The 24,726-nt window shown below is 72.7% G+C and carries 26 protein-coding genes; 13 read left to right on the top strand and 13 right to left on the bottom strand.

Annotated features, from left to right (window positions below; translation table 11 throughout):
• From E1298_RS22610 to thiO, 4 genes are all read right to left on the bottom strand, one after another.
• Nucleotides 1-920 (bottom strand): DMT family transporter (locus tag E1298_RS22610; RefSeq protein ID WP_131896415.1); only part of this gene is annotated, 920 nt, incomplete at its 3' end.
• Nucleotides 921-1,068: 148 nt separating this feature from the next.
• The gene (locus E1298_RS22615) at nucleotides 1,069-1,860 is read right to left on the bottom strand and encodes a thiazole synthase (RefSeq protein WP_424923122.1); all 792 of its coding nucleotides are present in this window, start codon (nucleotides 1,858-1,860) and stop codon (nucleotides 1,069-1,071) included.
• 2 nt (nucleotides 1,861-1,862) lie between these two features.
• The gene (gene thiS / locus E1298_RS22620) at nucleotides 1,863-2,063 is read right to left on the bottom strand and encodes a sulfur carrier protein ThiS (protein WP_131896417.1); all 201 of its coding nucleotides are present in this window, start codon (nucleotides 2,061-2,063) and stop codon (nucleotides 1,863-1,865) included.
• Complete coding sequence (gene thiO / locus E1298_RS22625; protein WP_243725741.1) at nucleotides 2,063-3,208, bottom strand: glycine oxidase ThiO; 1,146 nt, start codon at nucleotides 3,206-3,208, stop codon at nucleotides 2,063-2,065. The genes thiS and thiO overlap by 1 nt, the downstream gene beginning before the upstream one ends.
• Nucleotides 3,209-3,366: 158 nt before the next feature.
• On the opposite strand from thiO, the gene E1298_RS22630 reads away from it, so the two are divergent.
• The 4 genes from E1298_RS22630 to E1298_RS48315 all read left to right on the top strand — a co-directional run bounded on the left by E1298_RS22630 (nucleotide 3,367) and on the right by E1298_RS48315 (nucleotide 6,114).
• Nucleotides 3,367-4,605 (top strand): NAD(P)/FAD-dependent oxidoreductase, encoded by a 1,239-nt coding sequence (locus E1298_RS22630; protein ID WP_131896421.1) that lies wholly within the window; start codon nucleotides 3,367-3,369, stop codon nucleotides 4,603-4,605.
• Between the two features lie 79 nt (nucleotides 4,606-4,684).
• Nucleotides 4,685-5,059, top strand: coding sequence for a DNA-binding protein (locus E1298_RS22635; protein WP_131896423.1), 375 nt, complete (start codon nucleotides 4,685-4,687; stop codon nucleotides 5,057-5,059).
• A gap of 152 nt (nucleotides 5,060-5,211) precedes the next feature.
• Entirely contained in the window at nucleotides 5,212-5,883 is a 672-nt protein-coding gene (gene thiE, locus E1298_RS22640; RefSeq protein ID WP_131896425.1) for a thiamine phosphate synthase, read from the top strand.
• Between the two features lie 66 nt (nucleotides 5,884-5,949).
• Entirely contained in the window at nucleotides 5,950-6,114 is a 165-nt protein-coding gene (locus E1298_RS48315; RefSeq protein WP_165975608.1) for a hypothetical protein, read from the top strand.
• Between the two features lie 45 nt (nucleotides 6,115-6,159).
• Here E1298_RS48315 and E1298_RS22645 read toward each other — a convergent pair whose 3' ends face one another.
• Nucleotides 6,160-7,272 carry a serine/threonine-protein kinase gene (locus tag E1298_RS22645; protein WP_243725742.1) on the bottom strand — a complete coding sequence of 371 codons (1,113 nt, stop codon included), beginning with the start codon at nucleotides 7,270-7,272 and terminating at the stop codon, nucleotides 6,160-6,162.
• 162 nt (nucleotides 7,273-7,434) lie between these two features.
• Entirely contained in the window at nucleotides 7,435-8,487 is a 1,053-nt protein-coding gene (locus tag E1298_RS22650; protein WP_131896427.1) for a polyprenyl synthetase family protein, read from the bottom strand.
• Between the two features lie 148 nt (nucleotides 8,488-8,635).
• On the opposite strand from E1298_RS22650, the gene metF reads away from it, so the two are divergent.
• A complete protein-coding gene (gene metF, locus E1298_RS22655; protein WP_131896429.1) occupies nucleotides 8,636-9,571 on the top strand; it encodes a methylenetetrahydrofolate reductase [NAD(P)H] in 936 nt (311 codons plus the stop codon).
• On the opposite strand, the gene E1298_RS22660 is transcribed toward metF, so the two are convergent.
• The 5 genes from E1298_RS22660 to E1298_RS22680 form a co-directional block, all read right to left on the bottom strand.
• Nucleotides 9,508-10,110: a GNAT family N-acetyltransferase gene (locus tag E1298_RS22660; RefSeq protein WP_131896431.1), complete on the bottom strand. Its 603-nt coding sequence runs from the start codon at nucleotides 10,108-10,110 to the stop codon at nucleotides 9,508-9,510. The genes metF and E1298_RS22660 overlap by 64 nt on opposite strands.
• A gap of 72 nt (nucleotides 10,111-10,182) precedes the next feature.
• Nucleotides 10,183-10,515 (bottom strand): hypothetical protein, encoded by a 333-nt coding sequence (locus E1298_RS22665; protein ID WP_131896433.1) that lies wholly within the window; start codon nucleotides 10,513-10,515, stop codon nucleotides 10,183-10,185.
• A 9-nt stretch (nucleotides 10,516-10,524) separates the two neighbouring features.
• Complete coding sequence (locus E1298_RS22670; RefSeq protein ID WP_131896435.1) at nucleotides 10,525-11,349, bottom strand: hypothetical protein; 825 nt, start codon at nucleotides 11,347-11,349, stop codon at nucleotides 10,525-10,527.
• 56 nt (nucleotides 11,350-11,405) lie between these two features.
• Nucleotides 11,406-11,756, bottom strand: a complete 351-nt coding sequence (locus E1298_RS22675; protein ID WP_131896437.1) for an arsenate reductase family protein — start codon at nucleotides 11,754-11,756, stop codon at nucleotides 11,406-11,408.
• On the bottom strand, nucleotides 11,757-12,221 hold the full coding sequence (locus E1298_RS22680; protein WP_131896439.1) for a YbaK/EbsC family protein: 465 nt from the start codon (nucleotides 12,219-12,221) through the stop codon (nucleotides 11,757-11,759).
• A 40-nt stretch (nucleotides 12,222-12,261) separates the two neighbouring features.
• Here E1298_RS22680 and E1298_RS22685 point away from each other — a divergent pair, with 40 nt between their 5' ends.
• The 3 genes from E1298_RS22685 to E1298_RS22700 all read left to right on the top strand — a co-directional run bounded on the left by E1298_RS22685 (nucleotide 12,262) and on the right by E1298_RS22700 (nucleotide 15,574).
• On the top strand, nucleotides 12,262-13,035 hold the full coding sequence (locus E1298_RS22685) for a L,D-transpeptidase family protein (RefSeq protein WP_131896441.1): 774 nt from the start codon (nucleotides 12,262-12,264) through the stop codon (nucleotides 13,033-13,035).
• Nucleotides 13,036-13,304: 269 nt separating this feature from the next.
• The gene (locus E1298_RS22690) at nucleotides 13,305-13,796 is read left to right on the top strand and encodes an SAV_6107 family HEPN domain-containing protein (RefSeq protein WP_131896443.1); all 492 of its coding nucleotides are present in this window, start codon (nucleotides 13,305-13,307) and stop codon (nucleotides 13,794-13,796) included.
• A 539-nt stretch (nucleotides 13,797-14,335) separates the two neighbouring features.
• The gene (locus E1298_RS22700; protein ID WP_131896445.1) at nucleotides 14,336-15,574 is read left to right on the top strand and encodes a cytochrome P450; all 1,239 of its coding nucleotides are present in this window, start codon (nucleotides 14,336-14,338) and stop codon (nucleotides 15,572-15,574) included.
• A 63-nt stretch (nucleotides 15,575-15,637) separates the two neighbouring features.
• On the opposite strand, the gene E1298_RS22705 is transcribed toward E1298_RS22700, so the two are convergent.
• Nucleotides 15,638-16,000: a VOC family protein gene (locus E1298_RS22705; protein WP_131896447.1), complete on the bottom strand. Its 363-nt coding sequence runs from the start codon at nucleotides 15,998-16,000 to the stop codon at nucleotides 15,638-15,640.
• A gap of 392 nt (nucleotides 16,001-16,392) precedes the next feature.
• On the bottom strand, nucleotides 16,393-16,887 hold the full coding sequence (bldD, locus tag E1298_RS22715; protein WP_030145002.1) for a transcriptional regulator BldD: 495 nt from the start codon (nucleotides 16,885-16,887) through the stop codon (nucleotides 16,393-16,395).
• Between the two features lie 451 nt (nucleotides 16,888-17,338).
• Between bldD and pyrR the strand changes: the two genes are divergently transcribed.
• The 5 genes from pyrR to carB all read left to right on the top strand — a co-directional run.
• Entirely contained in the window at nucleotides 17,339-17,899 is a 561-nt protein-coding gene (gene pyrR / locus E1298_RS22720) for a bifunctional pyr operon transcriptional regulator/uracil phosphoribosyltransferase PyrR (protein WP_243725744.1), read from the top strand.
• Complete coding sequence (locus E1298_RS22725) at nucleotides 17,896-18,837, top strand: aspartate carbamoyltransferase catalytic subunit (RefSeq protein WP_131896449.1); 942 nt, start codon at nucleotides 17,896-17,898, stop codon at nucleotides 18,835-18,837. The genes pyrR and E1298_RS22725 overlap by 4 nt, the downstream gene beginning before the upstream one ends.
• 56 nt (nucleotides 18,838-18,893) lie before the next feature.
• Nucleotides 18,894-20,177 (top strand): dihydroorotase, encoded by a 1,284-nt coding sequence (locus E1298_RS22730; protein WP_131896451.1) that lies wholly within the window; start codon nucleotides 18,894-18,896, stop codon nucleotides 20,175-20,177.
• Nucleotides 20,174-21,292, top strand: coding sequence for a glutamine-hydrolyzing carbamoyl-phosphate synthase small subunit (gene carA, locus E1298_RS22735; protein WP_131896453.1), 1,119 nt, complete (start codon nucleotides 20,174-20,176; stop codon nucleotides 21,290-21,292). The genes E1298_RS22730 and carA overlap by 4 nt, the downstream gene beginning before the upstream one ends.
• Nucleotides 21,292-24,726, top strand: a 3,435-nt coding sequence (gene carB, locus E1298_RS22740; protein WP_243725743.1) for a carbamoyl-phosphate synthase large subunit, incomplete at its 3' end; no start/stop codon positions are given. The genes carA and carB, both read left to right, overlap by 1 nt.

Genomic DNA, 24,726 nt, shown 5'->3' on the forward strand with positions numbered 1-24,726 from the left:
TCGGCCGGGGGACCGGGGCGCCGGCGCCGGGAGCTGCGGGCGACCGCGACCCCGGCCAGGCACAGCAGGCCGCCGGCGAGGGTGATCAGGCCGGGGACCTCGCCGAGGAACAGCCACGACATCAGGACGACCAGCGCCGGGGCGGCGTAGGTGGTGGCGCCCATCTTCCCCGCGGACGTGCGCGCCAGGGCGTATCCCCAGGTGGTGAAGGCGATAGCGGTCGGGAAGACGCCCAGGTAGACCATGTTGAGGGTCGCGCCGGGGGAGGCGTCCCCGGCCTGCGAGGCGAGCTGCCCGGCGAAGGGCAGGCAGGCGACGGCGCCGATCCCGCAGCCGAACGTGGTGAACTGCAGCGCGGAGGCGTGCCGGAGGGCGGGCTTCTGGCTCACGACGCCCGCCGCGTAGGTCACCGCGGCGAGGAGGCACAGCAGCACGCCGCCGACCGAGGCGCTGCCCTCCCCGGACATCGACAGCCCGACCACGGCGGCGCCGGCGAACGACACGGCCATGCCCGCGAGCAGCCGGGGCGCGAAGCCCTCCTTCAGCAGCCAGCCGCCGAGGAGCGCGATGAGGATGGGCCCGATGTTGACGACGAGGGCGGCCGTCCCGGCGTCCACGAGCTGCTCGCCCCAGTTGAGGGCGACCATGTAGCCGCCGAACCACAGCAGGCCCGCGGTGACGATGCCGGGCCACGCGCCCCGCGACGGCAGGCCCTCGCGGCGGACGAGCCAGATCACGCCGAGCACGAGCGTCCCGGACAGGAGGCGGCCGAGGGCGAGGGCGCCAGGGCTGTACTCGTCCCCGGCGCTGCGGATCGCCACGAACGCCGACGCCCACAGCACGACCGTCACCGTGGCGGCGGCGACCGCGAGCTTGTCGACGCGCCGGGCGGGCTCGGGGGGCGCTTCCAACTGATCCATGCCACGCACCTTAGGGAGGGGACGTTTCCATGAACACCGAAGCGTCGCGTGCGGTTGCGACCGCGCCGACCTCGGTGGACATCCCCAGTCTGGGCCCGCGCACTGTTCAGGTCCAATGACTATTTCTACAACGGAAGCTGTAGCACTCCTAAGGTGTCGCGCGCCCCTCGAAGGGTGAGGACGCCTGGGCGTAGCGGCGCTTCGGGATGCGGCCCGCGAGCCGGGCCAGCCGTCCGGCCTCGACGGCGTGCCGCATCGCGGCGGCCATCCGCGCGGGCGACTGGGCGCGGGTGACGGCGGTCGCGAGGAGGACCGCGTCGCAGCCCAGCTCCATCGCCAGGGCGGCGTCGCTCGCCGTGCCGAGCCCCGCGTCCAGGATGACCGGGACGCTCGCGCGCTCCACGATCAGCTCGATGTTGTGCGGGTTGCGGATCCCCAGGCCCGAGCCGATCGGCGAGCCGAGCGGCATGACCGCGGCGCACCCGATCTGCTCCAGCCGCCGCGCGAGGACGGGGTCGTCGCTGGTGTACGGCAGGACGACGAACCCGTCGTCCACGAGCTGCTCGGCGGCCTCCACCAGCTCGATCGGGTCGGGCAGCAGCGTGTGCTCGTCCGCGATCACCTCAAGCTTGACCCAGTTCGTCCCGAGCGCCTCGCGGGCCAGCTTGGCGGTCAGGACGGCCTCGCCCGCGGTGAAGCAGCCCGCGGTGTTGGGCAGCACCCGGATGCCGCACGCGGCCAGCACGTCCAGCACCGAGCCGCGCGCGGACGGGTCGACCCGCCGCATGGCGACCGTGGTCAGCTCGGTCCCGGACGCGGTGAGCGCCTCCCGCAGCACGTGCATGCTGGGCGCGCCCCCGGTGCCCATGATCAGCCGCGAGCCGAACTCCTCACCCCCGATCACGAGCTGCCGAGGGTCCATCACTTCGGATCCGGTCATGGTCAGCCTCCTTGCACCGCGGTCAGCACTTCGAGGCGGTCGGCCTCGTTCAGGGGCGTCGCGTCCCATGCCGACCGCCGGACGACCTCGTCGTTGAGCGCGGCGGCCACGCCGGATCCGGCGGCGGTGACGGACGCGACGATCTCGGCCACGCTGGCGCCCTCGGGCACCTCGCGCGGCTCGCCGTTGACGATGACCTTCATCAGTGCACCTCGGAGGAGAAGCGGTCGGGGGAGAAGGGGCGGGCCACGTCGGGCACCGGGCCGTCCAGCAGCATTGCGGCCAGGATGTCCGCGCTGACGGGGGTGAGCAGGATGCCGTTGCGGAAGTGGCCGGTCCCGAGTAGGAGACCTGGCAGCGCGGTCGGGCCCATCATCGGGGCGTTGTCGGGGGAGCCGGGGCGCAGCCCGGCCGAGACCTCGGTGAACTCCAGCTCGGTGATGCCGGGCAGCAGCTCGCGGGCGTCGCGGAGCAGCTCCCAGAGGCCGCCGGCGGTCACGCGCGTGTCGAAGCCCAGCTCCTCCTGGGTGGCGCCGACGACGATCTCGCCGTCCGCGCGCGGCACCAGGTAGACCGAGGAGCCGCGCACCAGCCCGCGCGTGGACCGCTGGATGAACGGGACGGCGGTGCGGAGCCGGATGACCTGGCCCTTCACCGGACGGACGGGGGGAACGGTCCCGGGGGGCAGGCCCTCCAGGCCGTCCGACCAGGGGCCGGCGGCCAGCAGGACCTTGTCGGCGCGGACGGGCGTGCCGTCGTCCAGCCGCACCCCGGCCGCCGCGTCCCTCTCGACGAGGATCCCCGCCGCCCTCCGCCGGACGAGCCGGACGCCGAGCCGCTCGCAGGCGGCCAGCAGCGCCGGGGCGAGGCGGCGGGGGTCGATCGAGCCGTCCTCGGGGGCGAGCAGGCCGCCGCGCACGCCGGGCGCGAGCATCGGCTCCAGCCTGCGGCACTCGCGTCCGGTGAGCGCCTCGGCGGGGATGCCGAGCTCGTCCTGGAAGCGGCGCAGGTCGTCCAGGTAGGTCAGGTCGTCGGCGTCGAAGGCGACCTCCAGGATGCCGTCGGTGCGGTGGCCGGTGCCGAGCCCGGTCAGCTCCTCCAGCTCGGCGACGAACGCGCCGTAGCGGTCGCGGGAGGCGAGGCCGAGCCGCAGCAGCGGCTCCTCGCCGTAGGTCAGCTCGCTGACCGGGGTGAGCATCCCGGCCGCGACCGACGAGGCGCCGCTCGCCGGCGCCGGGTCGACCAGCGTGACCGCGGCGCCGCCCGCCGCCGCGCGCCAGGCGGTGGCGAGGCCGATGACCCCGGCCCCGATGATGACGATCTCCATCCGCGCTCCCTTCGCCGGCATGATCCGGATCAGGTCGTGGCGGTCGGCGGCCCGTTCAGCCGCCCTCTCAGCCCGGTCGCACCGGACTCCCGCGCCCTCTGCCGTCCACTGTACGACTCCCGCCATGTGCCCATATGTCCGGACACCCGGCTGGGGCCCGTCCCGTTAGGGTGACCGTCATGCAGAGGGCGATCGTCGTGGGTGGCGGGCTGGCCGGCGTTCGCGCCGTGGAGGCCCTGCGGAGCAAGGGCTACGAGGGGGCGCTGACGCTCCTCTCGGCGGAGCGGCACCGGCCCTACGACCGGCCGCCGCTGTCGAAGGCGGTGCTGGCGGGCGACTCCGACGACACCACCGTCGACGCCGACTGGGACGCCCTGCGCTGCGACCTGCTGCTCGGCGAGCGCGCGACCGGGCTCCGCCTGGACGGGCCGGGCGCGGGCGGGGTCGTCGCGTCCACGGCGGGCGACCTGCCGTTCGACGGGCTCGTCATCGCGACCGGCGCGGCCCCGGTCACGCTGCCCGGGGACGGCCGCCAGCACGTCCTGCGGACGATCGACGAGGCCCGTGACCTGCGCGCCAGGCTCACCGAGGGCGCCCGGATCGTCATCGTCGGGGCGGGCTGGATCGGCGCCGAGGTCGCGACGACCGCCGCCAGGAAGGGCTGCGCCGTCACCGTGGTCGAGGCGGCCGACACCCCGCTCGCCGGCGCCATCGGCCCCGAGGTGGGCGCGCTCACCGCCCCCTGGTACGCCGAGGCGGGCGTCGACCTGCGCACCGGCGTCAAGGTCGCGGCGGTCGAGGACGGCGGCCTCGCCCTCGCCGGCTCCCCGGACGGCGGACGGATCGACGCGGACGAGGTCGTGGTCGGCATCGGCGTCCGTCCCGCCGTCGGCTGGCTGGAGGGCTCGGGCCTGCTGCTGGAGCGCGGCGTGGTCACCGACGCCTCGTTCCGCGCGTTCGCGGGGGACCCCGTGCAGGACGGGGCGCCCGGCGCGGTCCGCCCGGACGTGGTCGCGGTCGGCGACTGCGCGGCCTGGTGGTCCGGACGGTACGGGCGGCGGCTGCTCGTCGAGCACTGGGACACCGCGCTGAACGCGCCGGAGGTGGCCGCCGCGACCCTGCTGGGCCAGGACGCGGTGTACGACGCGGCGCCCTACTTCTGGTCGGAGCAGTTCGGCCGCATGGTGCAGTACGCGGGCAGCCACGCGGCGTCCGAGCGGCTCGTCCACCGGGGGGACCCGGCGGGTGGCAAGTGGGCGGTGGTGTGGCTCACAGGCGACCGCCTGGACGCGATCCTCACCGTGGACCGTCCCCGGGACCTCGTGCAGGCCAGGCGCGTGATCGCGGCGGGCACGCCCGTCGATCCGGAGGCGATCGCCGACCCGGACGTACCGGTCAGGCAGGCCGTTCGCGCATAGCGTACGCCGGCGGGCGGCAACGGGCGCCGGACGGGTTTGAGGCTTCCGAAGGCGTGGGTAGGCAGGGGGCGTGACGCAGATGCACGCAACCGTTGACAGCGCACTCGACCCCCGCACCGACGCCCTAGCAGGCGAGTGGCTCTCCCTCAAGGAGGCCGCCGAGCGCCTCGGCATCAAGACCAACCGGATCAAGCAGCTCATCAGCGAGCGCAGGCTGCTGTCGATCCGCCGTGAGGGCGAGCCCATGGTGCCCGCCGCGTTCATCAAGGACGGTCAGGTGATCAAGGGCCTGTCCGGAACGCTGACCCTCCTGTCGGACGCGGGGTTCGACGAGGTGGAGACGCTCCGCTGGCTGTTCACCGCCGACGACACGCTGCCGGGCACGCCCGTCGAGGCGCTCAGCGAGAACCGGGGCACGGAGGTGCGGAGGCGGGCCCAGGCGCTGGCCTTCTAGACCGGCCCCGACCAGCCCGACCAGCCTGAACCAGATCAGCCCGGACCGGTCCGGGGCAGCGCACGTGACAGGATTGCGGGGTCACGCGCGGCGAGAGAGCGCGCCGCCGTGTGGCCCCGCTGTCCGCGTCCGGAAGGAATGGCTCCCTCACCGTGTCCAGGCACATCCTCACCGAACGGGCCGTGGAGTTGCGCGCCCGGCTCAGCCGAGCCCGCCTCTACCTCTGCACGGACGCGAGGGAGCGGCGAGGGGATCTGCCCGAGTTCCTCGACGCGGTGCTCGGCGGCGGCGTCGACCTCGTCCAGCTCCGCCAGAAGGGCCTGGAGGCCCGGCAGGAGATGGAGTACCTGGAGGTCTTCCGGACGGCCTGCGAGCGGCACGGGGCGCTGCTGGCGGTGAACGACCGCGCCGACGTGGCGCACGCCGTCGGCGCGGACGTCCTGCACCTGGGGCAGGACGACCTGCCGGTGCCCGCCGCTCGCGAGATCGCCGGCGGGGACATCCTGATCGGCCGCTCCACGCACTCGCAGGAGCAGGCCGCGGCGGCGTCCGCCGAGCCCGGCGTCGACTACTTCTGCACGGGCCCGGTGTGGCCCACGCCGACCAAGCCGGGACGCCCAGCGCCCGGGCCCGGCCTGCTGGAGTACGTGGCGGAGCGGCGCGAGGAGCGTCCCTGGTTCGCCATCGGCGGCATCGACCTGGCGAACCTCGGCGAGGTCCTGGCCGCGGGCGCGCGCCGCGTCGTGGTGGTGCGGGCGATCACCGAGGCGGACGACCCGGGCGCCGCGGCGGCGGAGTTCGCTAGACGGCTCGCCCCCGCCTGACCCCGCGCGGGCTCTTGAGAGGGGGCCCGGACGAGGCGGCCGCCGGCATGACGGACAATGGGGATCATGAGCGTGGGACCCGACGACGACAGGCCCGTGGACCTGGACGACGACGACCTGGACGTCCTGCCGGACCAGACGTCCGATGACACCGACACCGGCTGGGGCGAGTGGCGCGGCCCCGCCGGCGACGACGACCGCCTGCTGGAGGACCGCCCGCCGCACTGGTGACCCCGCCGCGATGACGGCCGGGGCGCCGGTGGTCAGAACAGGCGGTCAGAACAGGATGCCCAGGGTGAACCCGGCGGAGACGACGAGCGCGAGGGCGATCATCATCCGCCACCGGTAGCGGGGGATGCGCTTGGGCCGCGGCTTGGGCGCCGGGGCCTGGCCGTCGCGCAGCGCCCGGACGAGCTGGCGCGCCGTCGGCCGGGCTGCGGGGTTCTTGTCCAGGCAGCGGGCGGCGAGCTCGCGCAGCGGGCCCTCCAGCTCGCCCAGATCGGGGCGGCGGGAGGTGACGCGGCGCATGACGGCCGCGCTCGGCCCGGTGCCGAACGGCGGGCGTCCCGTGGCGGCGAACACCATCGTGGCGGCCCAGGCGAACACGTCGGCGGGCGGCCCGACCGGCTCGTCCTCGATCTGCTCGGGCGCCATGTAGGCGGGCGTGCCGACCGGGCCCGTGGTCATCGGCGTGGCGTCGGCGCCGGTGGTGCGGGCGATGCCGAAGTCGATGACCTTGGCGCCGTCCGGGCCGAGCAGGACGTTGCCGGGCTTGAAATCGCGGTGGACGATCCCGGCGCGGTGGATCGCCGCGAGCGCGCCCGCCGTGCGCAGGGCGAGCTTGCGCAGCCGCGGCGGGGGGAGGGGCCCGCGGTCCTCCACGACGTGCTGGAGCGATGGCCCCTCGACGAACTCGCTCACGATGTACGGGCGGTCGCCGGTGACGTCGGCGTCCAGGACGCGGGCGGTGTGCCGCCCGGCGACCTGCTGGGCCGCGTCGGCCTCCTTGACGAAGCGGCTGCGCGCGCGCTGCCCGGCGGCGACGCCCCCGCGGAGGAGCTTGACGGTGACGAGGTCGCCGTCCGCGTCGCGTCCGAGGTAGACGACGCCCTGGCCGCCCTCACCGAGCCGTCCGAGCAGGGTGTACCCGCCGAGGCGGCGCGGGTCGTCGGGGCCGAGCGGGGCCTCGGGACGCCGCCCGCGCGGAAGCGGGGACGGTCGGGGCGCGGCGCCCTGCCTGGGCGAATGGGCCTGACCGGCGTGCGCCTTGGCGCCGCCATGGGGCCCGCCTTGGCGCGGCTGCGCGGCGCGGGCCTGGCCACCGGGGCGGCCGGATCCGGGACGCGAGGGGTGGGGATTCGTCCTCCCGCGGGAGGTGTCGTTCGGCACAGAAGGACTCCGACTCGGCGGGGGCGGACGAAGATTTCCTCATTTGTACCGCGTAACCATCGCGGATGGCAGGAGAACCCCGATCTTTACCGTGCGGCGCCGCAGGTGCCGGGCCTCTTCCGGCACTTCTGCCCGGCGGTCGGCCGGGCGGCGGGACGCGGGTCAGGTGCGGCGGGTGGTGGCGGCGACGGTCAGCCCGGCCAGCGCGTCGCGGGCCTCATCGGGGAACGGGGCGGAGGCGAGGGCCCGTCCCGCCTCGCCCGTGTACCGCTCGATCATCGCCTCGCAGGCCGCGAGCCCGCCGGTCTCCTCGATGATCGTGCGCAGCTCGTCCACGCCCGGACGGTCGAGGGCGGGGTCGCCGAGCCGCCGCCGGAGCGCCGCCGCCTGCGCCGGGCCGGCCCGCTCCAGGCTGAGGGCGACCAGCACCGTGCGCTTGCCCTCGCGCAGGTCGTCCCCGGCGGGCTTGCCGGTCTCGGCCGGGTCGCCGAACACCCCGAGCACGTCGTCGCGGAGCTGGAACGCGATGCCGAGCGGCAGCCCGTAGCCGGTGAGGGCGGCGGTGACGCGCGGGTCCGCCCCGGCGAGCGCGGCACCGAGGTGCAGGGGCCGCTCGATCGTGTACTTGGCGCTCTTGAACTCCACCACCCGCAGCGCGGTGTCGACCGTCGCCTCGCCGCGCGTCCCCTCCAGCATGTCGAGGTACTGGCCGCACATGACCTCGGTGCGCATCAGGTCGTACACGGCCCGGCCGCGCCGCCTGCGCGCGTCGTCCAGCCCGCACGTCTCGAACATCTCGCCCGACCAGGCCAGGCACAGGTCGCCGAGCAGGATCGCGGTGCCCTCCCCGAACGCCGTGGCGTCCCCCGGCCAGCCCTGCGCGCGGTGCAGCGCCTCGAACCTGCGGTGGACGGACGGCTGCCCGCGGCGGGTGTCGCTGGAGTCCATCACGTCGTCGTGGATCAGCGCGCTCGCCTGGAGCAGCTCAAGGGAGGCGGCCGCGGCCACGATCCCGCCGTCGCTCCCGCCGCCCGCGGCGCGCCAGCCCCAGTAGCAGAACGCGGGACGCAGCCGCTTGCCGCCGCCGAGCAGCGCGTCCAGGGCGGCCATCAGCGGCGCCAGGTCGTCGCTGATGGCCAGCAGGCCGGGGCGCTGCCGGTCGACGAAGGCCAGCAGCGCCTCGTCGATCTCCTTGCGGATGAGGCTCGTCGGCATGCCGTGATCGTAGCGAGCGGAGTGTGATCTTCTGTCGGCCGGTGGCGGGATATGTCAGTAGATGCCCGGAAACAGGGCGATGGCGGCGCCCCGGGGTGTCCAGGATCACGCCCCGCCGGGGACCGGACGCCTTCTGTAGGCTTGGGGAATGCGACGCCTGCGCCCAGACCGGCCCCCGACCGTCCGAGAACTCCTGGCCTCGGGCGGCAGGTCCTTCTCCTTCGAGTTCTTCCCGCCCAAGACCGACAAGGGCGCCCGGACGCTCTGGCGCACCATCCGCCAGTTGGAGTCCCTCCACCCGACGTTCGTGTCGGTGACCTACGGCGCCGGCGGCGGCACCCGCGACAAGACCGTCGACATCGTCGAGCGGATCGCCACCGACACCACCCTCACCCCCGTCGCGCACTTCACCGCCGTCGACCACTCCCAGGCCGAGCTGCGGCAGCTGATCGGGCGGTTCGCGTCCGTCGGCGTCCGCAACATCCTCGCCGTGCGCGGCGACCCGCCCGGCGACCCGACGGGCGAGTGGATCAAGCACCCGGACGGCGTGGAGTACGCCGCCGACCTGGTCCGGATGATCCGCTCGTACGGCGACTTCAGCGTGGGCGTGGCCGCGTTCCCCTACAAGCACCCGCGCTCGCCCGACGTCGAGACCGACACCCGCCACTTCGTCGCCAAGTGCCGCGCCGGGGCCGACTACGCGATCACCCAGATGTTCTTCCGCTCCGACGACTTCCTCCGGCTGCGCGACCGCGTCGACGCCGCCGGCTGCGACGTGCCGATCATCCCGGGCATCATGCCGGTCACCCAGATCAGCACCATCGACCGGTCCGAGCAGCTGTCGGGCGCGCCGTTCCCGCCCGAGGTGCGGGCCCGCTTCGAGGCCGTCGCGGACGACCCGGAGGCCGTGCGGCGCCTCGGCGTCCAGCACGCCGCCGAGCTGTGCCAAGAGCTGCTCGACCAGGGCGTGCCCGGCATCCACTTCATCACCTTCAACCAGTCCACGGCGACCCGCGAGGTCTACGGGCTGCTGGAGGCCGGCGGGTACGGCGCCAAAGGCAGCGTCCCGCCCATGACCGCGTAGAGGGGCCCGCCGCCGGGGAACTCGTAGCCGGTCAGCAGATCCACCATGCCCACCGAACGGTAGAGGCGGCGCGCGGGCGTTTCAGGCCGCACGTCCAGGGTCGACAGCACCACCGTCCGCTCCTGCCTGCCCTCGCACAGCGCGGTCAGCAGCGCCCGGCCCAGCCCCCTGCCCTGCGCGTGCGGGTGGACGTGCAGCTCCGCCACCTCGAACGGGTCCTCCATCCACGTCTCCGCGTGCTCCTGACCCTCGCGATCGGCGAGCGCCTGGCAGACCACGTCGTGCCACCACTGCCCGCGCGAACCGTGAAACCCGTACGCGAACCCCTGGACCGGACCCGCCAGCCCCGGCAGCGCCCCACGCCGCTCCGCCACGAACGCGCGGAACCCCGGATACGCCGTGTGCCGCTCCAAGATGGTGCGGCGGCCCGGAAGCTGCTCGACGGGCGGTGCCATCGCCGCCGCGTACACGTCCAGCATCGGGTTGAGCCGGCGCAGGAAGGCGCGTTCGTCGATCTCGCGCAGCTTCGGGTCTTTCACCAGAGAGAGCCTAGGGCGTTTCCTGCGGATCTTGGGCGCCGCGCAACGGAACGTAGATCCCTAAGAAGCGCTCTAGACCCGGGCGATGGTTCTCTGGGTGGCGGTGAGTCGGTCGTAGATGTCCCAGAGGATGCGGTCGGCGGCCTTCTTGAGCGTTCCGCGGTTGGTGTCGAGTTGCCCGCTCCACTGGCGCGCCTCCGGGCCGAGCCACGCGTCCGTGGCGCCCAGTGTCCGCACCGGCGAGTCGAGGGCCTGGCGTAGCTGCCCGATGCTCCCGTACGCGTCCGCGTACGCCTGGTAGAGCTGCCTGTACTCGGGGTTGGGCTGCTCGGTCGGCGGCAGCTTCACGGCCGCCGCCGCGTCGATCGGCGGCGGCAGGCTCCCGGGGGGCGGTGGAGCGGCCATGGCGACCTCTCATCCAGTCCGTTGCAGGTTCAGCTTGGCGACGGCCTCGCGGGTCCGGCGGCTCATGTCCGCACCCGTGAGCACCTGGACGGCCACCGGACGCACCCCGGCGTGGTCGGCCTCGGCCAGGAACGCCCGCAGCCACTTCACGTCCATCGCCAGATGGTGGCTGGACGTGCCGAGCGACTCCTCGATGACCTTCAGGCGTGCCTCGTCACCGCGCGCCGCCTTGAGCAGGTCCGCCGCGGCCGCCGGGCCGAGCCGCTCGTACAGCTTCTCGGTGTAGTCGGGGTCGTCGGCGTTGGCCTTGAGATGCGTCCACACCGAGCCGGGGACGGGCTTGCCGTCCTGCGAGGCGGCCACCACGGCGAGCGCGTCCACCTTCGCCGCCTTGGACGCCGCCTGTCGGTCCGGGAAGTTCCCGAGGTCGCCGGCGCCCCTCGGCGTGGGCGCCGGCCTGCGGCTCGGCGGCCTCACCGGATGGGGCGCGGCCGCCTTGGGCGGCGCCGGGCGCGGCGCCGCGCCGCCGGGCGACGTGCGCGGAGCGGGCGCGGGCGGGACGTCCACGCCGCCGCCGGGGTCGGGATGGGTGATCGCGTAGTTGTAGCGCCGCGTCAGCATCCCGAGCTGGTCGGCGGCCCACTGGGCCACCTGGTCGGCCTGCCGGTACCCGGCGGACGACACGCCGCCCGGCGGACGGTGCCCGTTCAGCCAGTTCCGGATCGTGTTCTGCGCGTCCTGCAGCTGTTTGATCACCTGATTGAGCGCCGGTGGATCGATCCCCCGGAAATTCGGGTCGCGCGCGGCCGGGCCGGTGCGCATCTGCGCCGTCATCGCCCCCTCCGGAGGTCACGATCGTCGTGGCTCGGTCTCCCAGAATCACACCCGCATCACAGGCTGTCGAGGGCCTTGCGCACCGATTCGCCGTCGCGGGCCACCACCGCGCCGTCACCGGTCACCACGATCGGCCGCTGGATCAGCACCGGGTTGGCCACCATGACCTCGATCCACCGAGCCCGGTCGTGCTCCAGGTCCTTCAAGCCCAGCTCCTTGGCGACCGGCTCGTTCAGCCGCGCCACGTCCCACGGCTCCGCCCCGATGCCGGTGAGCACCGCGTCCAGTTCCTCGGCCGTGGGCGGCTCGTCCAGATAGCGGCGCTCGGTGTACTCCACGCCCGCCTCGTCCAGCGCGGCCTTCGCGGCGCGGCTCTTCGAGCAGCGCGGGTTGTGCCAGATCTCCATTCAGCCCACCTCCGCCGGGGTTCCCCCGGTGATCCTCAGCAACTCTCCGTACGAGGTGGGGAAGACCGTGTGCGGATGCCCGCCCGCCGCCCACACCTCGTCGTACTTGTCCAGCCAGACGTCCACGAGCGTACGGATCGTCGCCGGGTGCCCCAGCGGCGCGACACCCCCGATCGGCTGCCCGGTCGCCTCCCGGACGAACTCGGGCGTCGCCCGCTTCACCTTCTGCGCCCCCACCAGCGCCGCAACGCGAGCCGTGTCGACCCGGTGCGCGCCGCTGGTCAGGACCAGCAGCGGCGCCCCGTCGGCGTCGAACACCAGGCTGTTGGCGATAGCCCCCACCTCGCAGCCCACCTGATCGGCCGCGGCCTGCGCCGTCCGTGCGGAGTCGGGCAACTCCACGATCTCTCCGGCCGCTCCCTGCTCTTCCAGGGCCTTTGCGACACGTTCCGCATTCGGATGCATGGGAAGCACTTTAAGGTCAGGTAAGAAGCGAGGGAGACCGATGGGCCTACGTAAAGCCACGGTGTTGCCGATCCCAGCCGTCCTGCTGGCGGGCGTCCTGACGGGCTGCAAGACGGTGGACGAAGCCGCCTCCCCGCCGACGCCGACGCGCTCGTCGTCCTCACCGTCCGCGCCTAAGCCCTCGCCCACGCACCGCAAGCTCAAGCCCGGCGCCAAGGGTGCCGACGTGAAGGCGCTCCAGCGTCGGCTGAAAGAGCTGCGCTACGACCCGGGCAAGGCCGATGGCAGGTACGGGCCGTCGACCCAGCTGGCCGTCTGGGCGTTCCAAGGCGTCAACCGGCTCAAGCAGACGAGCACGCTCGGCAAGCCGTTCTGGAGGGCGCTCGACCATCCCAAGGACCCGCGTCCCATGGCCAAGCGCCGCGAGGCCGACCGCGTGGACGTCGATCTGCGCCGCCAGTACCTCGTTCTCTACAAGGACGGCAGGCCGCGGCTCATCACCCACGTCTCGTCCGGCTCGGGGGAGTACTACTGCGCCAAGGACCGCGGCGCCACCGTCGCCCGCTGCCGCTACGCCACGACGGGCACCGGCGACTTCGAGACGGGACGGCGCGCGTCCGGGTGGGAGATCTCGCCTCTCGGGCAGCTCTACAACCCCGTCTACTTCAACGGCGGCATCGCCTTCCACGGAGCCCTGGACGTGCCCAGGTACCCGGCCTCGCACGGCTGCGTCCGGATGCCGATGCACATCGCCGAGTACTTCCCGGACCTCCTCGGCACGGGCGTCCCGGTGCACGTCAGACGGCCGGCGTGACAAACTGTCAGACCCCCTTGTTCTACTAGGTCATGTACCCGCTGACCTGCGGGATGCGCCACTCGTTCGAACACGTTGACGAATCGCCGCGAGGGCGGTTTACTGTGAATGCGTCGAACTTATGTTCGACGTGGCGCGGGACTCGCGGCCCGCGCCAGGGCGACGTCCCCGCCGAAGGGCAGCGCAATGTTCTCCGGCGGGACGGACGGCCGGGCGGAGTGAGGGGAAGCTCTCCGCCCGGCCGGCCCGAGCCCCGGAAGGAGGCAGTCATGTCCGGAACGATGACCGCTCGCGGAGTCCACTCCGCCGCCCACGGGCTGCCGAGCCCGCGCCCCCGTCCGATGCCCGCGCCGCGTCCGGCGCACACGGCCGTCGGCCAGCTCCACGCCGCCCGCATGGGCCTCGCCGAGGCGGCCGAGGCCACCTCGCCCGCCGTCCGCTACGTCTGCGCCCACCTGGCCGCCCTGCGCGCCGCCGCGGCGGTCCTGGCGTCCAAGGAGCCGCTCGACACCCACCGCCGCGGCCGTCCGCGCAGCGTCTGGGTGCTGCTGCCCGAGGCCGAGCCCGCCCTGCGCGAGTGGGCCGCCTTCTTCGCCGCCGGCGCCGACAAGCGCGCCGCCGCCGAGGCGGGCCTGCCCCGCGCCGTCACGCCGCGCGACGCCGAGGAGCTCCTGCACGACGCCGAGGTCTTCGTCACCCTCGTCGAAGACACCCTGGGCATCACCAGCCAGCCGACCCTGCCCATCCCCGAAGCCAGCTGAGCCTTCCCCACCGGCCGCCTCCACACCTCCCCTTCGGCGGCGGCCGCATCGAAGGCCGGGACCGCCGCCCGCCGTCCTCACCCACCCGGGCCGGCGGCCCCGGCCTCCGACTACCCCGCACGATCCGCGTCGGTGGCGCGGCGCTCGCCACGAGCGCCGGGGCCCGCATCAGCGACGCGGTGAGCAGCGGGCCGGCGACGATGGTGATGCCGTCGCCGACGTTGGAGACGGCCGAGGCCGTCCAGAGCTTGGTCAGATCCGCGCCTGGACGCGCGGACCTGAGGGCACGCAACTCCTCGGGACGAGGGGAAAGCGGTCATGAAGACCGCCGCGCGTCCGGGAGCCGAGGCGCGGGCGTTGTCCCTTTCGTCCGTCCGGCTTCGGCGCGACCGTAGGCAGCGGCGACGAGCGACACAACATCGTTTTCGCGTCGTGGCGGGGTTTGTGGAGCGGGTGGGTGTGGAAACCCTTCTAACGGTCCAACTTGATTGTCGCTTTCGTCCGTCCTGTCCGGCTGTGAACGAAGGGATCCCCCCCGCATGGCCCTTGACGCTGGCCTGGAAGAGTCCGCGACCGCCCCGATCCCGCACCCGCTGGACCGCGACGCCGACGGCGTGAACCGCCCGGGTCTGCACAAGAACACGAGGTACCACGAGATACGGGAGACCGGCACCGGCGTCGCCGAGGTCGGACGGACCGACGGGACGACCGCCAAGCTCGTCACCCGATACCAGGACGTGGAGCAGGTGCTGCGCAACCAGGAGGTGTTCTCCCGGGAGGCCGCCCTCGACGCCGACGACGTGGACCTCGAAGGGACGCTCCTCGGGTTGGACTTGGCCAACCACGCGGCCGTGCGCAACGCCGTCAAGGACTGGTTCTCGCCGCAGGCCGTGGCGCGGTTGCGCGTGACGGCCGAGGAGCGCGCCGCCGCCCAGTTGGAGGAGATGACCGGACGCGACGAGCCGGCCGACCTCGTGACCGCCTTCGCGCTGCCGTTCGCGCTGCATCTGATCTGCGACATGCTCGGCCTGCCGCAGGAGGACCGGCTGCGGTTCCACGCGTGGGGCGACGCCTTCCTCGGCACCAGCGCGCAGACCCGCGTCGACGCCGCGGAGGCGCAGATGGCGATGGTCGGCTATCTGAGCGGGCTCGTCGAGGCGCGGCGCCGCGCACCGGAGGACGACCTGCTCTCCCAGGTCGCCGTCGGCGCCGCGAACCTGCCGCTCGACTGGCAGATCAAGTTGCCGCTGACCCTCGTCCTCGGCGGCTGGGAGACCGTTGCCAGCAGCATCGGCACCCAGATCCACGTCCTGCTCACGCATCCCTACGAGGGTCACGAGACCGCGTACGCGTACCTGTCCGCGCATCCCGAGGCCGTTCCCGGCGCGGTGACGGAGCTGGAGCGCCTGTTCTCCACCACGGCGGCGGACGATCTGATCCGCCGCGTCGTCCGGGACGTGACGCTGCCCAGCGGCGCCCGGCTGCGCGCGGGGGAGCTGGTCATCCCGTCCCACGACGCCGCGAACTGCGACCCGCGCGTGTTCACCGACCCGCACCGCATCGATTTCGCCCGGTCACCGAACCGGCATTTGTCCTTCGGGTACGGGCCGCACCACTGCATCGGGCGCCATCTGGGGCACATGGAGGTCGTCACGGCCGTCGCCCTCCTCACCCGCGAGCTGCCGTCCCTGCGCCTGGCGGTGCCATCGGACGAGATCACCCGCAAGCCCGGCCACGTCATCAACGGGCCCTCCGCGCTGCCCGTCGCCTGGAGCTGAACCGGGCGGTCAGTCAGCCGCCAATCACCCACGGCCCCCTCTCTTCCCACAAAGACGGTGAAGTCACAGTTGGAGGACGGAGAGGACGTTGCCCGCCGGGTCCTTGAACCAGGCGATGAGCGGTCCGCCCTTGCGGAAGACGCCCTTTTCGTCCACGCCTTCGTACTTCTCGAACGTCACGCCCTTGGAGGCCAGTTCGTCCACGGCCGCCTCGATGTCGTCCACCGGGAAGTTGAGGATCGTGAACGTCGCGGCCTCGTGGTTCGGCTTGGGATAGACGAGCGTTGGACGGTCACCGGCGATGTGCAGGGTGAGCAGTCCGTTCTCTTCGGTCATCTTCAGGCCGAGGACGTCGCCGTAGAAGCGCTTGGCCGCCGGGATGTCGTCAACGGAGAACCCGCTGAACGCCTTCGTGTTCTCGAACATCGTGCTTCTCCTCGCGCAGATTCGGCTGGTGCAGAGGCAGACTCGCCGCGTCTTCAGAACTCATCGCTTATGGGTCTACCCGCCTCGGCGTGATGGCGTAGTCGCTGTCGGTGGCCGTGGTGGCGCCCGCACCGCCCCGACTCCAGTGCGGACTGCGCATGACGCCCGCAGGAGCCGCCTGGGCGCTCACGGCGATGACCTTGTCAGCGGTGGTGGCCACGCCGGTGATCGGCCGCCTGGGGACCTTTGCGGCCCGCGGAGGGTGCTCCTGGTCGTCCTGGCGGCCGCCGCGACCGCGACGGTGGGGACGGTCGTGGCGGTGGTGACGGCCTGCGCGGAGACGGAACGGGGGCCCGCCGCGTGGTGCGGCGGGCCCCCGGACGGAGGGTGTATCAGAACGACTCGACGGCGCGGCGCGCCTCCGGGTCGAGGACGCCCCAGGTGATGAGCTCCTCGGTGAGCTCGGTCGGGGACTTGTCGTAGATGACCGCGAGTGAACGCAGGTCTTCCTGGCGGATGGACAGGACCTTTCCGTTGTAGTCGCCCCGCTGGCTTTGGATCGTCGCGGCGTAGCGGGCGAGAGGACCGGCCTTGTCTTTCGGAAGCTGCTGCAGCCGCTCGAGGTCGATCACGAGCTTGGGTGTAGGCCCGAGCGGGCTCGGCGCGGCTCCGCCGGGCAGCAACTCGGAAACCGGCACGCCATAGAAATCGGCGAGCTCGGCCAGCTTCTGAACGGTGACGGCGCGGTCGCCCCGCTCGTAAGAACCCACGACGACGGCCTTCCAGCGGCCGCGTGACTTCTCCTCCACTCCGTGCAGGGACAGGCCCTGCTGGGTGCGGATGGCGCGCAGGCGCGCGCCGAGAGCCTTAGCGTATTCAGACGGCATTTTGCGGCCCCCCAGGCTCACTTTCGTCGTCGTTTCGTCCCCTGGCCGGGTGCCAGGGGGGAGGCGGGTCCGAGAAGCCCTAAAGCCTCAAGGGACCGTCTCCAGGGATGGTTACGGACAGTGACGGTAAAACGGGGACGGCTCTAGGTCAAGCTGATTGGAAAAAAGCGGTCGAATCCGCAGGACTCGATCCGGGCCGTCCAGATCGCCGGGAAGCCCGGCGGGCAGGGCGCCGCGGGGCCCGCGCAAGGCCGTCCGAAGGCGTGCGACACGCGCGAGTGTGACGGCTCTCACCAGGCAAGATGTGGACCGGTCCGGGGGCGGGGGCACCGCGGGCCGGCTGCTACGGTGTGGGGGACAAGGCGTCCTTTAAGACCCGTCCCGTGAGGCGGGAAAGGAGGTTTCGGTGGTGAATGCTGCCTCCAGGCCGGACGGAACGGCCGAGGCGCGCGTGGCAGACGGTGACCCCCGGCCCAAGGCCGTTCTGGAGGGTCCCGACATCAGGCGCGCGTTGACAAGGATCGCGCACGAGATCCTCGAACGCACCAAGGGCGGGCACGACGTCCTGCTGCTCGGGATCCAGACCCGCGGGGTGACGCTGGCCGAGCGGCTGGCGGGGCTCCTGCGCGAGGTCGAGGGGCGCCCGGTTCCCTGGGGCTCGCTGGACGTGACCATGTACCGCGACGATCTGCGGATGCGCCCCGCGCGCGCTCTGGGACGCACAGAACTCCCGCCGGACGGCGTCGAGGACCGCGTGGTCGTCCTCGTCGACGACGTGCTGTTCTCCGGACGCACCGTCCGGGCCGCGCTGGACGCGGTGAACGACCTCGGGCGGCCGCGCGCCGTCCAGCTCGCCGTGCTGGTGGACCGCGGGCACCGCGAGCTGCCGATCCGCGCCGACTACGTCGGCAAGAACCTGCCCACCTCGATGCGGGAGACCGTCAAGGTGCTGCTGGACGAGAACGACGGGCGCGACGCGGTGCTGCTCGGCCCGGCTGGGGGAGGGAAATGAAGCGCCATCTGATCTCGGCGGGCGATCTGACGCGCGACGACGCGCTGCTCGTCCTGGACACGGCCGAGGAGCTCGCCCAGGTCGCGAGCCGCTCGATCAAGAAGCTGCCGACGCTGCGCGGGCGGACGGTGGTCAACCTGTTCTTCGAGGACTCCACGCGGACCCGGATCTCGTTCGAGGCGGCGGCCAAGCGGCTGTCCGCCGATGTGATCAACTTCTCCGCGAAGGGGTCGAGCGTGTCCAAGGGCGAGAGCCTGAAGGACACCGCGCTGACGCTGGAGGCCATGGGCGCGGACGGCGTCGTCATCCGGCACGGCGCGTCGGGCGCGCCGCACCGGCTCGCGGGCTGGGTCCAGGGCAGCGTGGTCAACGCCGGCGACGGCACGCACGAGCACCCGACGCAGGCGCTGCTGGACGCCTTCACGATGCGCAAGCGGCTCGGTGACCTGGAGGGGCGGAAGGTCACGATCGTCGGCGACGTCCTCCACAGCCGTGTGGCACGCTCCAACGTGCTGCTGCTGCACACCCTCGGGGCCGACGTCACCGTCGTGGCGCCGCCGACGCTGCTGCCGGTCGCGATCGACACCTGGCCCTGCGCGGTGTCCTACGACCTGGACGGCGTGCTCCCCAAGAGCGACGTCATCATGATGCTGCGCGTCCAGCAGGAGCGGATGAACGCCTCCTACTTCCCGACGGTGCGCGAGTACAGCCGCCGCTACGGCCTGGACTCCGAGCGCATGGCCGCGCTGCCGGACCACGCCATCGTCATGCACCCCGGCCCGATGAACCGCGGCGTGGAGATCGCCGCCGAGGTCGCCGACTCCGTCCGCTCCACGATCGTCGAGCAGGTCGCCAACGGCGTCAGCGCCCGCATGGCCGTGCTCTACCTGCTGCTCGGCGGGTCCGAGCCCGCCATCGGCATGGAGGTCCAGGAGTGAGCGGGCCGCAGGAGCGAGGGACGAGTGACGACAGCACGGGCGAGCGGGGAGACGGTGTGAGCTATCTGATCGAGGGCGCGCGGATCCTGGGCGGCGCGCCGACCGGCATCCTGGTGCGCGACGGGCAGATCGTCCAGGTCGGGACCGGGCTGGACGCGGCGGGCGCCGTGGTGGTGGACGCCGAGGGCTTGGTGGCCCTGCCGGGGCTCGTGGACCTGCACACCCACCTGCGCGAGCCGGGGCGCGAGGACGCCGAGACCGTCGAGTCGGGGACGAAGGCGGCGGCGATGGGCGGCTACACGGCCGTCCACGCGATGGCCAACACCGACCCGGTCGCCGACACGGCGGGCGTGGTCGAGCAGGTGTGGCGGCTCGGGCGCGAGGCCGGGTACTGCGACGTGCAGCCGGTCGGGGCCGTGACGCGGAGCATCGCGGGCGAGAAGCTCGCCGAGCTGGGCGCGATGGCCGACTCGGCCGCCGGGGTGCGGGTGTTCTCCGACGACGGGCACTGCGTCTCGGACGCGGTGATCATGCGGCGGGCGCTGGAGTACGTGAAGGCGTTCGACGGCGTGGTCGCCCAGCACGCGCAGGAGCCGCGGCTCACCGAGGGCGCGCAGATGAACGAGGGCGAGATGTCGGCCGCGCTCGGCCTGCGCGGCTGGCCCGCGGTGGCCGAGGAGGCGATCATCGCCCGGGACGTGCTGCTCGCCCAGCACGTCGGGTCGCGGCTGCACGTCTGCCACGTCTCGACGGCGGGCTCGGTGGAGATCATCCGCTGGGCCAAGAGCAAGGGCTGCCCGGTGACCGCCGAGGTCACGCCGCACCACCTGCTGCTGGACGACGGGCGCGCCGGGTCCTACGACCCGATCTTCAAGGTCAACCCGCCGCTGCGCACCGCCGACGACGTCGCCGCGCTGCGGCACGCCCTCGCCGACGGGACGATCGACTGCGTCGCCACCGACCACGCCCCCCACCCGGTCGAGGCCAAGGAGACCGAGTGGGCCGTGGCGGCGATGGGCATGATCGGGCTGGAGACGGCGCTCCCGGTCGTCCAGGAGGCCATGGTCGAGACCGGCCTGCTCGACTGGGCCGGCGTCGCCGACCGCATGTCGTCCCGCCCCGCGCGCATCGGCCGCCTCAGCGGACAGGGTCGTCCGCTGGAGGCGGGTTCGCCCGCCAACATCACGCTGTACGACCCGTCGCCGCGCCGCGCCGTGGACCCGTCGGCCATGACCTCCAAGAGCCGCAACACCCCGTTCGCGGGGCTGGAGCTGCCCGGAAGGGTCATCGCCACGTTCCTGCGCGGCAAGCCGACCGTCCTGGAAGGAAAGCTTCAATGACCCCTGCTCTGCTGGTTCTGGAAGACGGCAGGGTGTTCCACGGGGCCGCGTACGGGGCCGAGGGCGAGACCTTCGGCGAGATGGTCTTCAACACCGGGATGACCGGCTACCAGGAGACCCTCACCGACCCCTCGTACGCCCGGCAGATCGTGGCCATGACCGCTCCCCACATCGGCAACACCGGCGTGAACGGCGAGGACCCCGAGTCCGCCCGTATTCAGGTCGCCGGATACGTGGTGCGCGAGCCCGCGCGGGTGGCGTCCAACTGGCGGGCCACCGGCTCGCTGGGGTCGGCGCTGCGCGAGCAGGGCGTGGTGGGCATCGCCATCACCGGCACGCGCGCGCTGACGCGGCACCTGCGCGACAAGGGCGCCATGCGCGCCGGCATCTTCAGCGGGACGGACGCGCTCGCGGCCGGTGCGGAGTCACTGGTGGAGCGGGTCCGGCAGAGCCCGTCGATGGAGGGCGCCGATCTGGCCCGCGCCGTTTCGACCGGCGAGGCGTACGTGATCCCGGCGCAGGGCGAGCGGCGGTACACGGTCGCGGCCGTGGACCTCGGGATCAAGTCGATGACGCCGTACCGGATGTCCGAGCGGGGCTGCGAGGTGCACGTGCTGCCCGCGTCGAGCACCGCGCAGGACATCCTCGCGCTCGACCCGGACGGTGTGTTCTTCTCCAACGGCCCCGGCGACCCCGCCGCCGCCGGTTACGCGGTCGACGCGCTAAGGGGCGTCCTGGACGCGGGCAAGCCGTTCTTCGGCATCTGCTTCGGCAACCAGATCTTCGGGCGCGCGCTCGGGCTCGGGACGTACAAGCTGCGGTTCGGCCATCGGGGCATCAACCAGCCCGTCCAGGACCGGGCGACCGGCAAGGTCGATGTGTCCGCGCACAACCACGGGTTCGCGGTGCAGGCCCCGTCCGACGGTCCGTTCGACACCCCCTACGGGCGCGCCGAGGTGAGCCACGTCAACCTCAACGACGGATGCGTGGAGGGGCTGCGGCTCCTGGACCGTCCGGCGTTCAGCGTCCAGTACCACCCGGAGGCGGCGGCGGGCCCGCACGACGCCTCGGGTCTCTTCGACCGTTTCTGCGAACTCATGGAGGGGTCGAAGTAATGCCGCGCCGTGAAGACCTGAAGTCCGTCCTGGTCATCGGCTCCGGGCCGATCGTGATCGGCCAGGCGTGCGAGTTCGACTACTCGGGCACGCAGGCGTGCCGGGTGCTGCGGGACGAGGGCCTGCGGGTGACGCTGGTCAACAGCAACCCCGCCACGATCATGACCGATCCGGAGTTCGCGGACGCCACCTACGTGGAGCCGATCACCCCCGAGGTCGTCGAGAAGATCATCGCTAAGGAGCGGCCGGACGCGCTGCTGCCCACGCTGGGCGGCCAGACGGCCCTGAACACCGCCATCGCGCTCTACGAGGGCGGGGTCCTGGCCAGGTACGGGGTCGAGCTGATCGGCGCCGACGTGGACGCGATCCAGGCCGGGGAGAACCGCGAGCGGTTCAAGGAGGTCGTCGCCAAGGTCGCGCGCGAGCGGGGCCTGAACGCCGAGTCGGCCCGGTCGGTCATCTGCCACTCGATGGACGACTGCCTGGCGGCGGCGGGCGAGCTGGGCTACCCGGTCGTCGTGCGGCCCTCGTTCACGATGGGCGGCGCCGGGTCCGGGTTCGCCCACGACGAGGACGGCCTGCGGCGCATCGCCGGCGCGGGGCTCGACGCGTCCCCGACCGGCGAGGTGCTCCTGGAGGAGTCGATCCTCGGCTGGAAGGAGTACGAGCTGGAGGTCATGCGCGACCGCCACGACAACGTGGTGATCGTGTGCTCCATCGAGAACCTCGACCCGATGGGCGTGCACACCGGCGACTCGATCACGGTCGCGCCCGCGATGACGCTGACCGACCGCGAGTACCAGAACATGCGCGACGTCGCGATCGCCGTGATCCGCGAGGTCGGCGTCGACACCGGCGGCTGCAACATCCAGTTCGCCGTGCACCCCGGCACCGGCCGGATGATCGTCATCGAGATGAACCCGCGCGTGTCGCGGTCGTCGGCGCTGGCCTCCAAGGCCACCGGCTTCCCCATCGCCAAGATCGCGGCCAAGCTCGCCATCGGGTACGCGCTGGACGAGATCCCGAACGACATCACCCGCGAGACGCCCGCCTCGTTCGAGCCCACGCTCGACTACGTGGTGGTGAAGGTCCCGCGGTTCGCGTTCGAGAAGTTCCCCGGCGCGGACGGGACGCTCACCACGCACATGAAGTCGGTGGGCGAGGCCATGGCCATCGGACGGTGCTTCACCGAGGCCCTGCAGAAGGCCCTGCGCTCGCTGGAGCAGAAGGGCTCGTCGTTCAGCTGGGCCGGTGAGGCCGACGCCGCCGCGCTGACCGAGTCGGCGAAGCGGCCGCACGACGGGCGCCTCCGGGACGTTCAGCGCGCGCTCTGGGCCGGGGCAAGCATCGAGGACGTGTACGAGGCGACCGGCATCGACCCCTGGTTCCTCGACCAGATCGCGGCCATCAACGAGATCGCCGACGAGATCCGCACCGCCGACGACGCGCTCACCAAGGACAAGCTGCTGCGCGCCAAGCGGCACGGGTTCTCGGACGCGCAGATCGGCGAGCTGCGCGGCCTGTCCGAAGAGGTCGTCCGCGAGCTCCGGCACGCCCTGGGCCTCCGTCCGGTCTACCTGACCGTGGACACCTGCGCGGCCGAGTTCGCCGCGCAGACCCCGTACCTGTACTCCGCGTACGACGAGGAGACAGAGGTCCCTCCCGGAGCCAAGCCCAAGGTGCTCATCCTGGGCAGCGGTCCCAACCGCATCGGCCAGGGCGTGGAGTTCGACTACTCGTGCGTCCACGCGTCGTTCACGCTGGCCGAGGCGGGCTACGAGACCGTCATGGTCAACTGCAACCCGGAGACCGTCTCCACCGACTACGACACCTCCGACCGGCTCTACTTCGAGCCGCTCACGCTGGAGGACGTCCTGGAGGTGGTGTACGCCGAGCAGCAGTCCGGCGAGGTCGCCGGAGTCATCGTCCAGCTCGGCGGCCAGACGCCCCTGGGGCTCGCGCAGAAGCTCAAGGACGCCGGCGTGCCGATCGTGGGCACGTCCCCGGAGAGCATCCACCTCGCTGAGGACCGCGGTGCGTTCGGCCGCGTCCTGCACAGGGCCGGGCTGCTCGCGCCCAAGCACGGCACCGCCACGTCCTATGAGGACGCGCTGGAGATCGCCGCCGAGATCGGCTACCCGGTCCTGGTGCGCCCCTCGTACGTGCTCGGCGGGCGCGGCATGGAGATCGTGTACGACGACCAGACGCTGGAGTCGTACATGGCGCGGGCCACGGAGGCGAGCCCGGAGCACCCGGTGCTGGTCGACCGGTTCCTGGACGAGGCCATCGAGATCGACGTGGACGCCCTGTACGACGGCGAGGAGCTGTACCTCGGCGGCGTCATGGAGCACATCGAGGAGGCCGGGATCCACTCCGGCGACTCCGCGTGCGCGCTGCCGCCCATCACCCTCGGCCACGACGACATCCGGCGCATCCGGGAGTCGACGCAGGCGCTCGCGCACGGCGTCGGAGTCCTCGGGCTCATGAACGTCCAGTACGCGCTCTCCGCGGGCGTCCTGTACGTCCTGGAGGCCAACCCGCGCGCGTCCCGGACGGTCCCGTTCGTGTCCAAGGCGACGGCCGTGCCGCTCGCCAAGGCGGCGGCGCGCGTGATGATGGGCGCGTCGATCGCGCAGCTGCGCGCCGAGGGGGTCCTGCCCGAGACCGGCGACGGCGGATCGCTTCCCCTGGACGCGCCGATCGCGGTGAAGGAGGCCGTCCTGCCGTTCGACCGGTTCCGGAACGCGCAGGGGCAGGGCGTCGACACCGTCCTCGGCCCGGAGATGCGCTCGACCGGCGAGGTCATGGGCATCGACGAGGTGTTCGGCACCGCCTACGCCAAGTCGCAGCAGGCCGCCTACGGATCCCTGCCCACCAAGGGACGGGCGTTCGTCTCGGTGGCGAACCGGGACAAACGGCACATGATCTTCCCCGTCAAGCGGCTCGCTGACCTGGGCTTTGAGATTCTTGCCACGGAAGGGACCGCCGAGGTCCTGCGCCGCAACGGCGTGCGTGCCAAGATCGTGCGCAAGCACGGCGAAGGCCCGGGCCCGGCCGGCGAGCCCACCATCGTGCGGCGCGTCCTCGACGGCGAGGTGGACCTCATCGTCAATACTCCCTTCGGCAGCCCCGGCCAGTCCGGGCCGCGGCTCGACGGGTACGAGATCCGTACCGCCGCCGTGCTGCGGGGCGTACCGTGCGTGACGACCGTGCAGGGGCTCGCCGCCGCCGTCCAGGGCATCGAGGCCGTCGCCGGGGGCCAGGTCGGCGTCCGCTCCCTCCAGGAGCACGCCGAGCGGCTCAGCGGCGCCCACGGCCGGACGGGCCTCCGGCCCTCGCCGGAGGAGCCCTCGCCGGAGGAGTCCTCCGTGGAGGAGTCGTCGGCGGACGGGCCTTCGGCGGAGGGCGCGGGCGGGGGCGTGGCGCCCTGGGGA

Source organism: Actinomadura rubrisoli, assembly GCF_004349215.1.
Taxonomy (GTDB): Bacteria; Actinomycetota; Actinomycetes; order Streptosporangiales; family Streptosporangiaceae; genus Spirillospora; species Spirillospora rubrisoli.

What these genes read in the sequence shown, in the direction of transcription:
- E1298_RS22705 (WP_131896447.1), bottom strand. Translation starts at nt 16,000, where the DNA reads ATGTTCGAGAACACGAAGGCGTTCAGCGGGTTCTCCGTTGACGACATC.
- E1298_RS48315 (WP_165975608.1), top strand. Translation starts at nt 5,950, where the DNA reads ATGAGCGTGGGACCCGACGACGACAGGCCCGTGGACCTGGACGACGAC.
- carA (WP_131896453.1), top strand. Translation starts at nt 20,174, where the DNA reads ATGACCCCTGCTCTGCTGGTTCTGGAAGACGGCAGGGTGTTCCACGGG.
- E1298_RS22685 (WP_131896441.1), top strand. Translation starts at nt 12,262, where the DNA reads ATGGGCCTACGTAAAGCCACGGTGTTGCCGATCCCAGCCGTCCTGCTG.
- E1298_RS22680 (WP_131896439.1), bottom strand. Translation starts at nt 12,221, where the DNA reads ATGCATCCGAATGCGGAACGTGTCGCAAAGGCCCTGGAAGAGCAGGGA.
- thiO (WP_243725741.1), bottom strand. Translation starts at nt 3,208, where the DNA reads ATGCCGGCGAAGGGAGCGCGGATGGAGATCGTCATCATCGGGGCCGGG.
- E1298_RS22615 (WP_424923122.1), bottom strand. Translation starts at nt 1,860, where the DNA reads ATGACCGGATCCGAAGTGATGGACCCTCGGCAGCTCGTGATCGGGGGT.
- E1298_RS22650 (WP_131896427.1), bottom strand. Translation starts at nt 8,487, where the DNA reads ATGCCGACGAGCCTCATCCGCAAGGAGATCGACGAGGCGCTGCTGGCC.
- bldD (WP_030145002.1), bottom strand. Translation starts at nt 16,887, where the DNA reads ATGCCGTCTGAATACGCTAAGGCTCTCGGCGCGCGCCTGCGCGCCATC.
- metF (WP_131896429.1), top strand. Translation starts at nt 8,636, where the DNA reads ATGCGACGCCTGCGCCCAGACCGGCCCCCGACCGTCCGAGAACTCCTG.
- E1298_RS22630 (WP_131896421.1), top strand. Translation starts at nt 3,367, where the DNA reads ATGCAGAGGGCGATCGTCGTGGGTGGCGGGCTGGCCGGCGTTCGCGCC.
- E1298_RS22725 (WP_131896449.1), top strand. Translation starts at nt 17,896, where the DNA reads ATGAAGCGCCATCTGATCTCGGCGGGCGATCTGACGCGCGACGACGCG.
- E1298_RS22675 (WP_131896437.1), bottom strand. Translation starts at nt 11,756, where the DNA reads ATGGAGATCTGGCACAACCCGCGCTGCTCGAAGAGCCGCGCCGCGAAG.
- E1298_RS22700 (WP_131896445.1), top strand. Translation starts at nt 14,336, where the DNA reads ATGGCCCTTGACGCTGGCCTGGAAGAGTCCGCGACCGCCCCGATCCCG.
- E1298_RS22635 (WP_131896423.1), top strand. Translation starts at nt 4,685, where the DNA reads ATGCACGCAACCGTTGACAGCGCACTCGACCCCCGCACCGACGCCCTA.
- E1298_RS22690 (WP_131896443.1), top strand. Translation starts at nt 13,305, where the DNA reads ATGTCCGGAACGATGACCGCTCGCGGAGTCCACTCCGCCGCCCACGGG.
- E1298_RS22665 (WP_131896433.1), bottom strand. Translation starts at nt 10,515, where the DNA reads ATGGCCGCTCCACCGCCCCCCGGGAGCCTGCCGCCGCCGATCGACGCG.
- thiS (WP_131896417.1), bottom strand. Translation starts at nt 2,063, where the DNA reads ATGAAGGTCATCGTCAACGGCGAGCCGCGCGAGGTGCCCGAGGGCGCC.
- E1298_RS22670 (WP_131896435.1), bottom strand. Translation starts at nt 11,349, where the DNA reads ATGACGGCGCAGATGCGCACCGGCCCGGCCGCGCGCGACCCGAATTTC.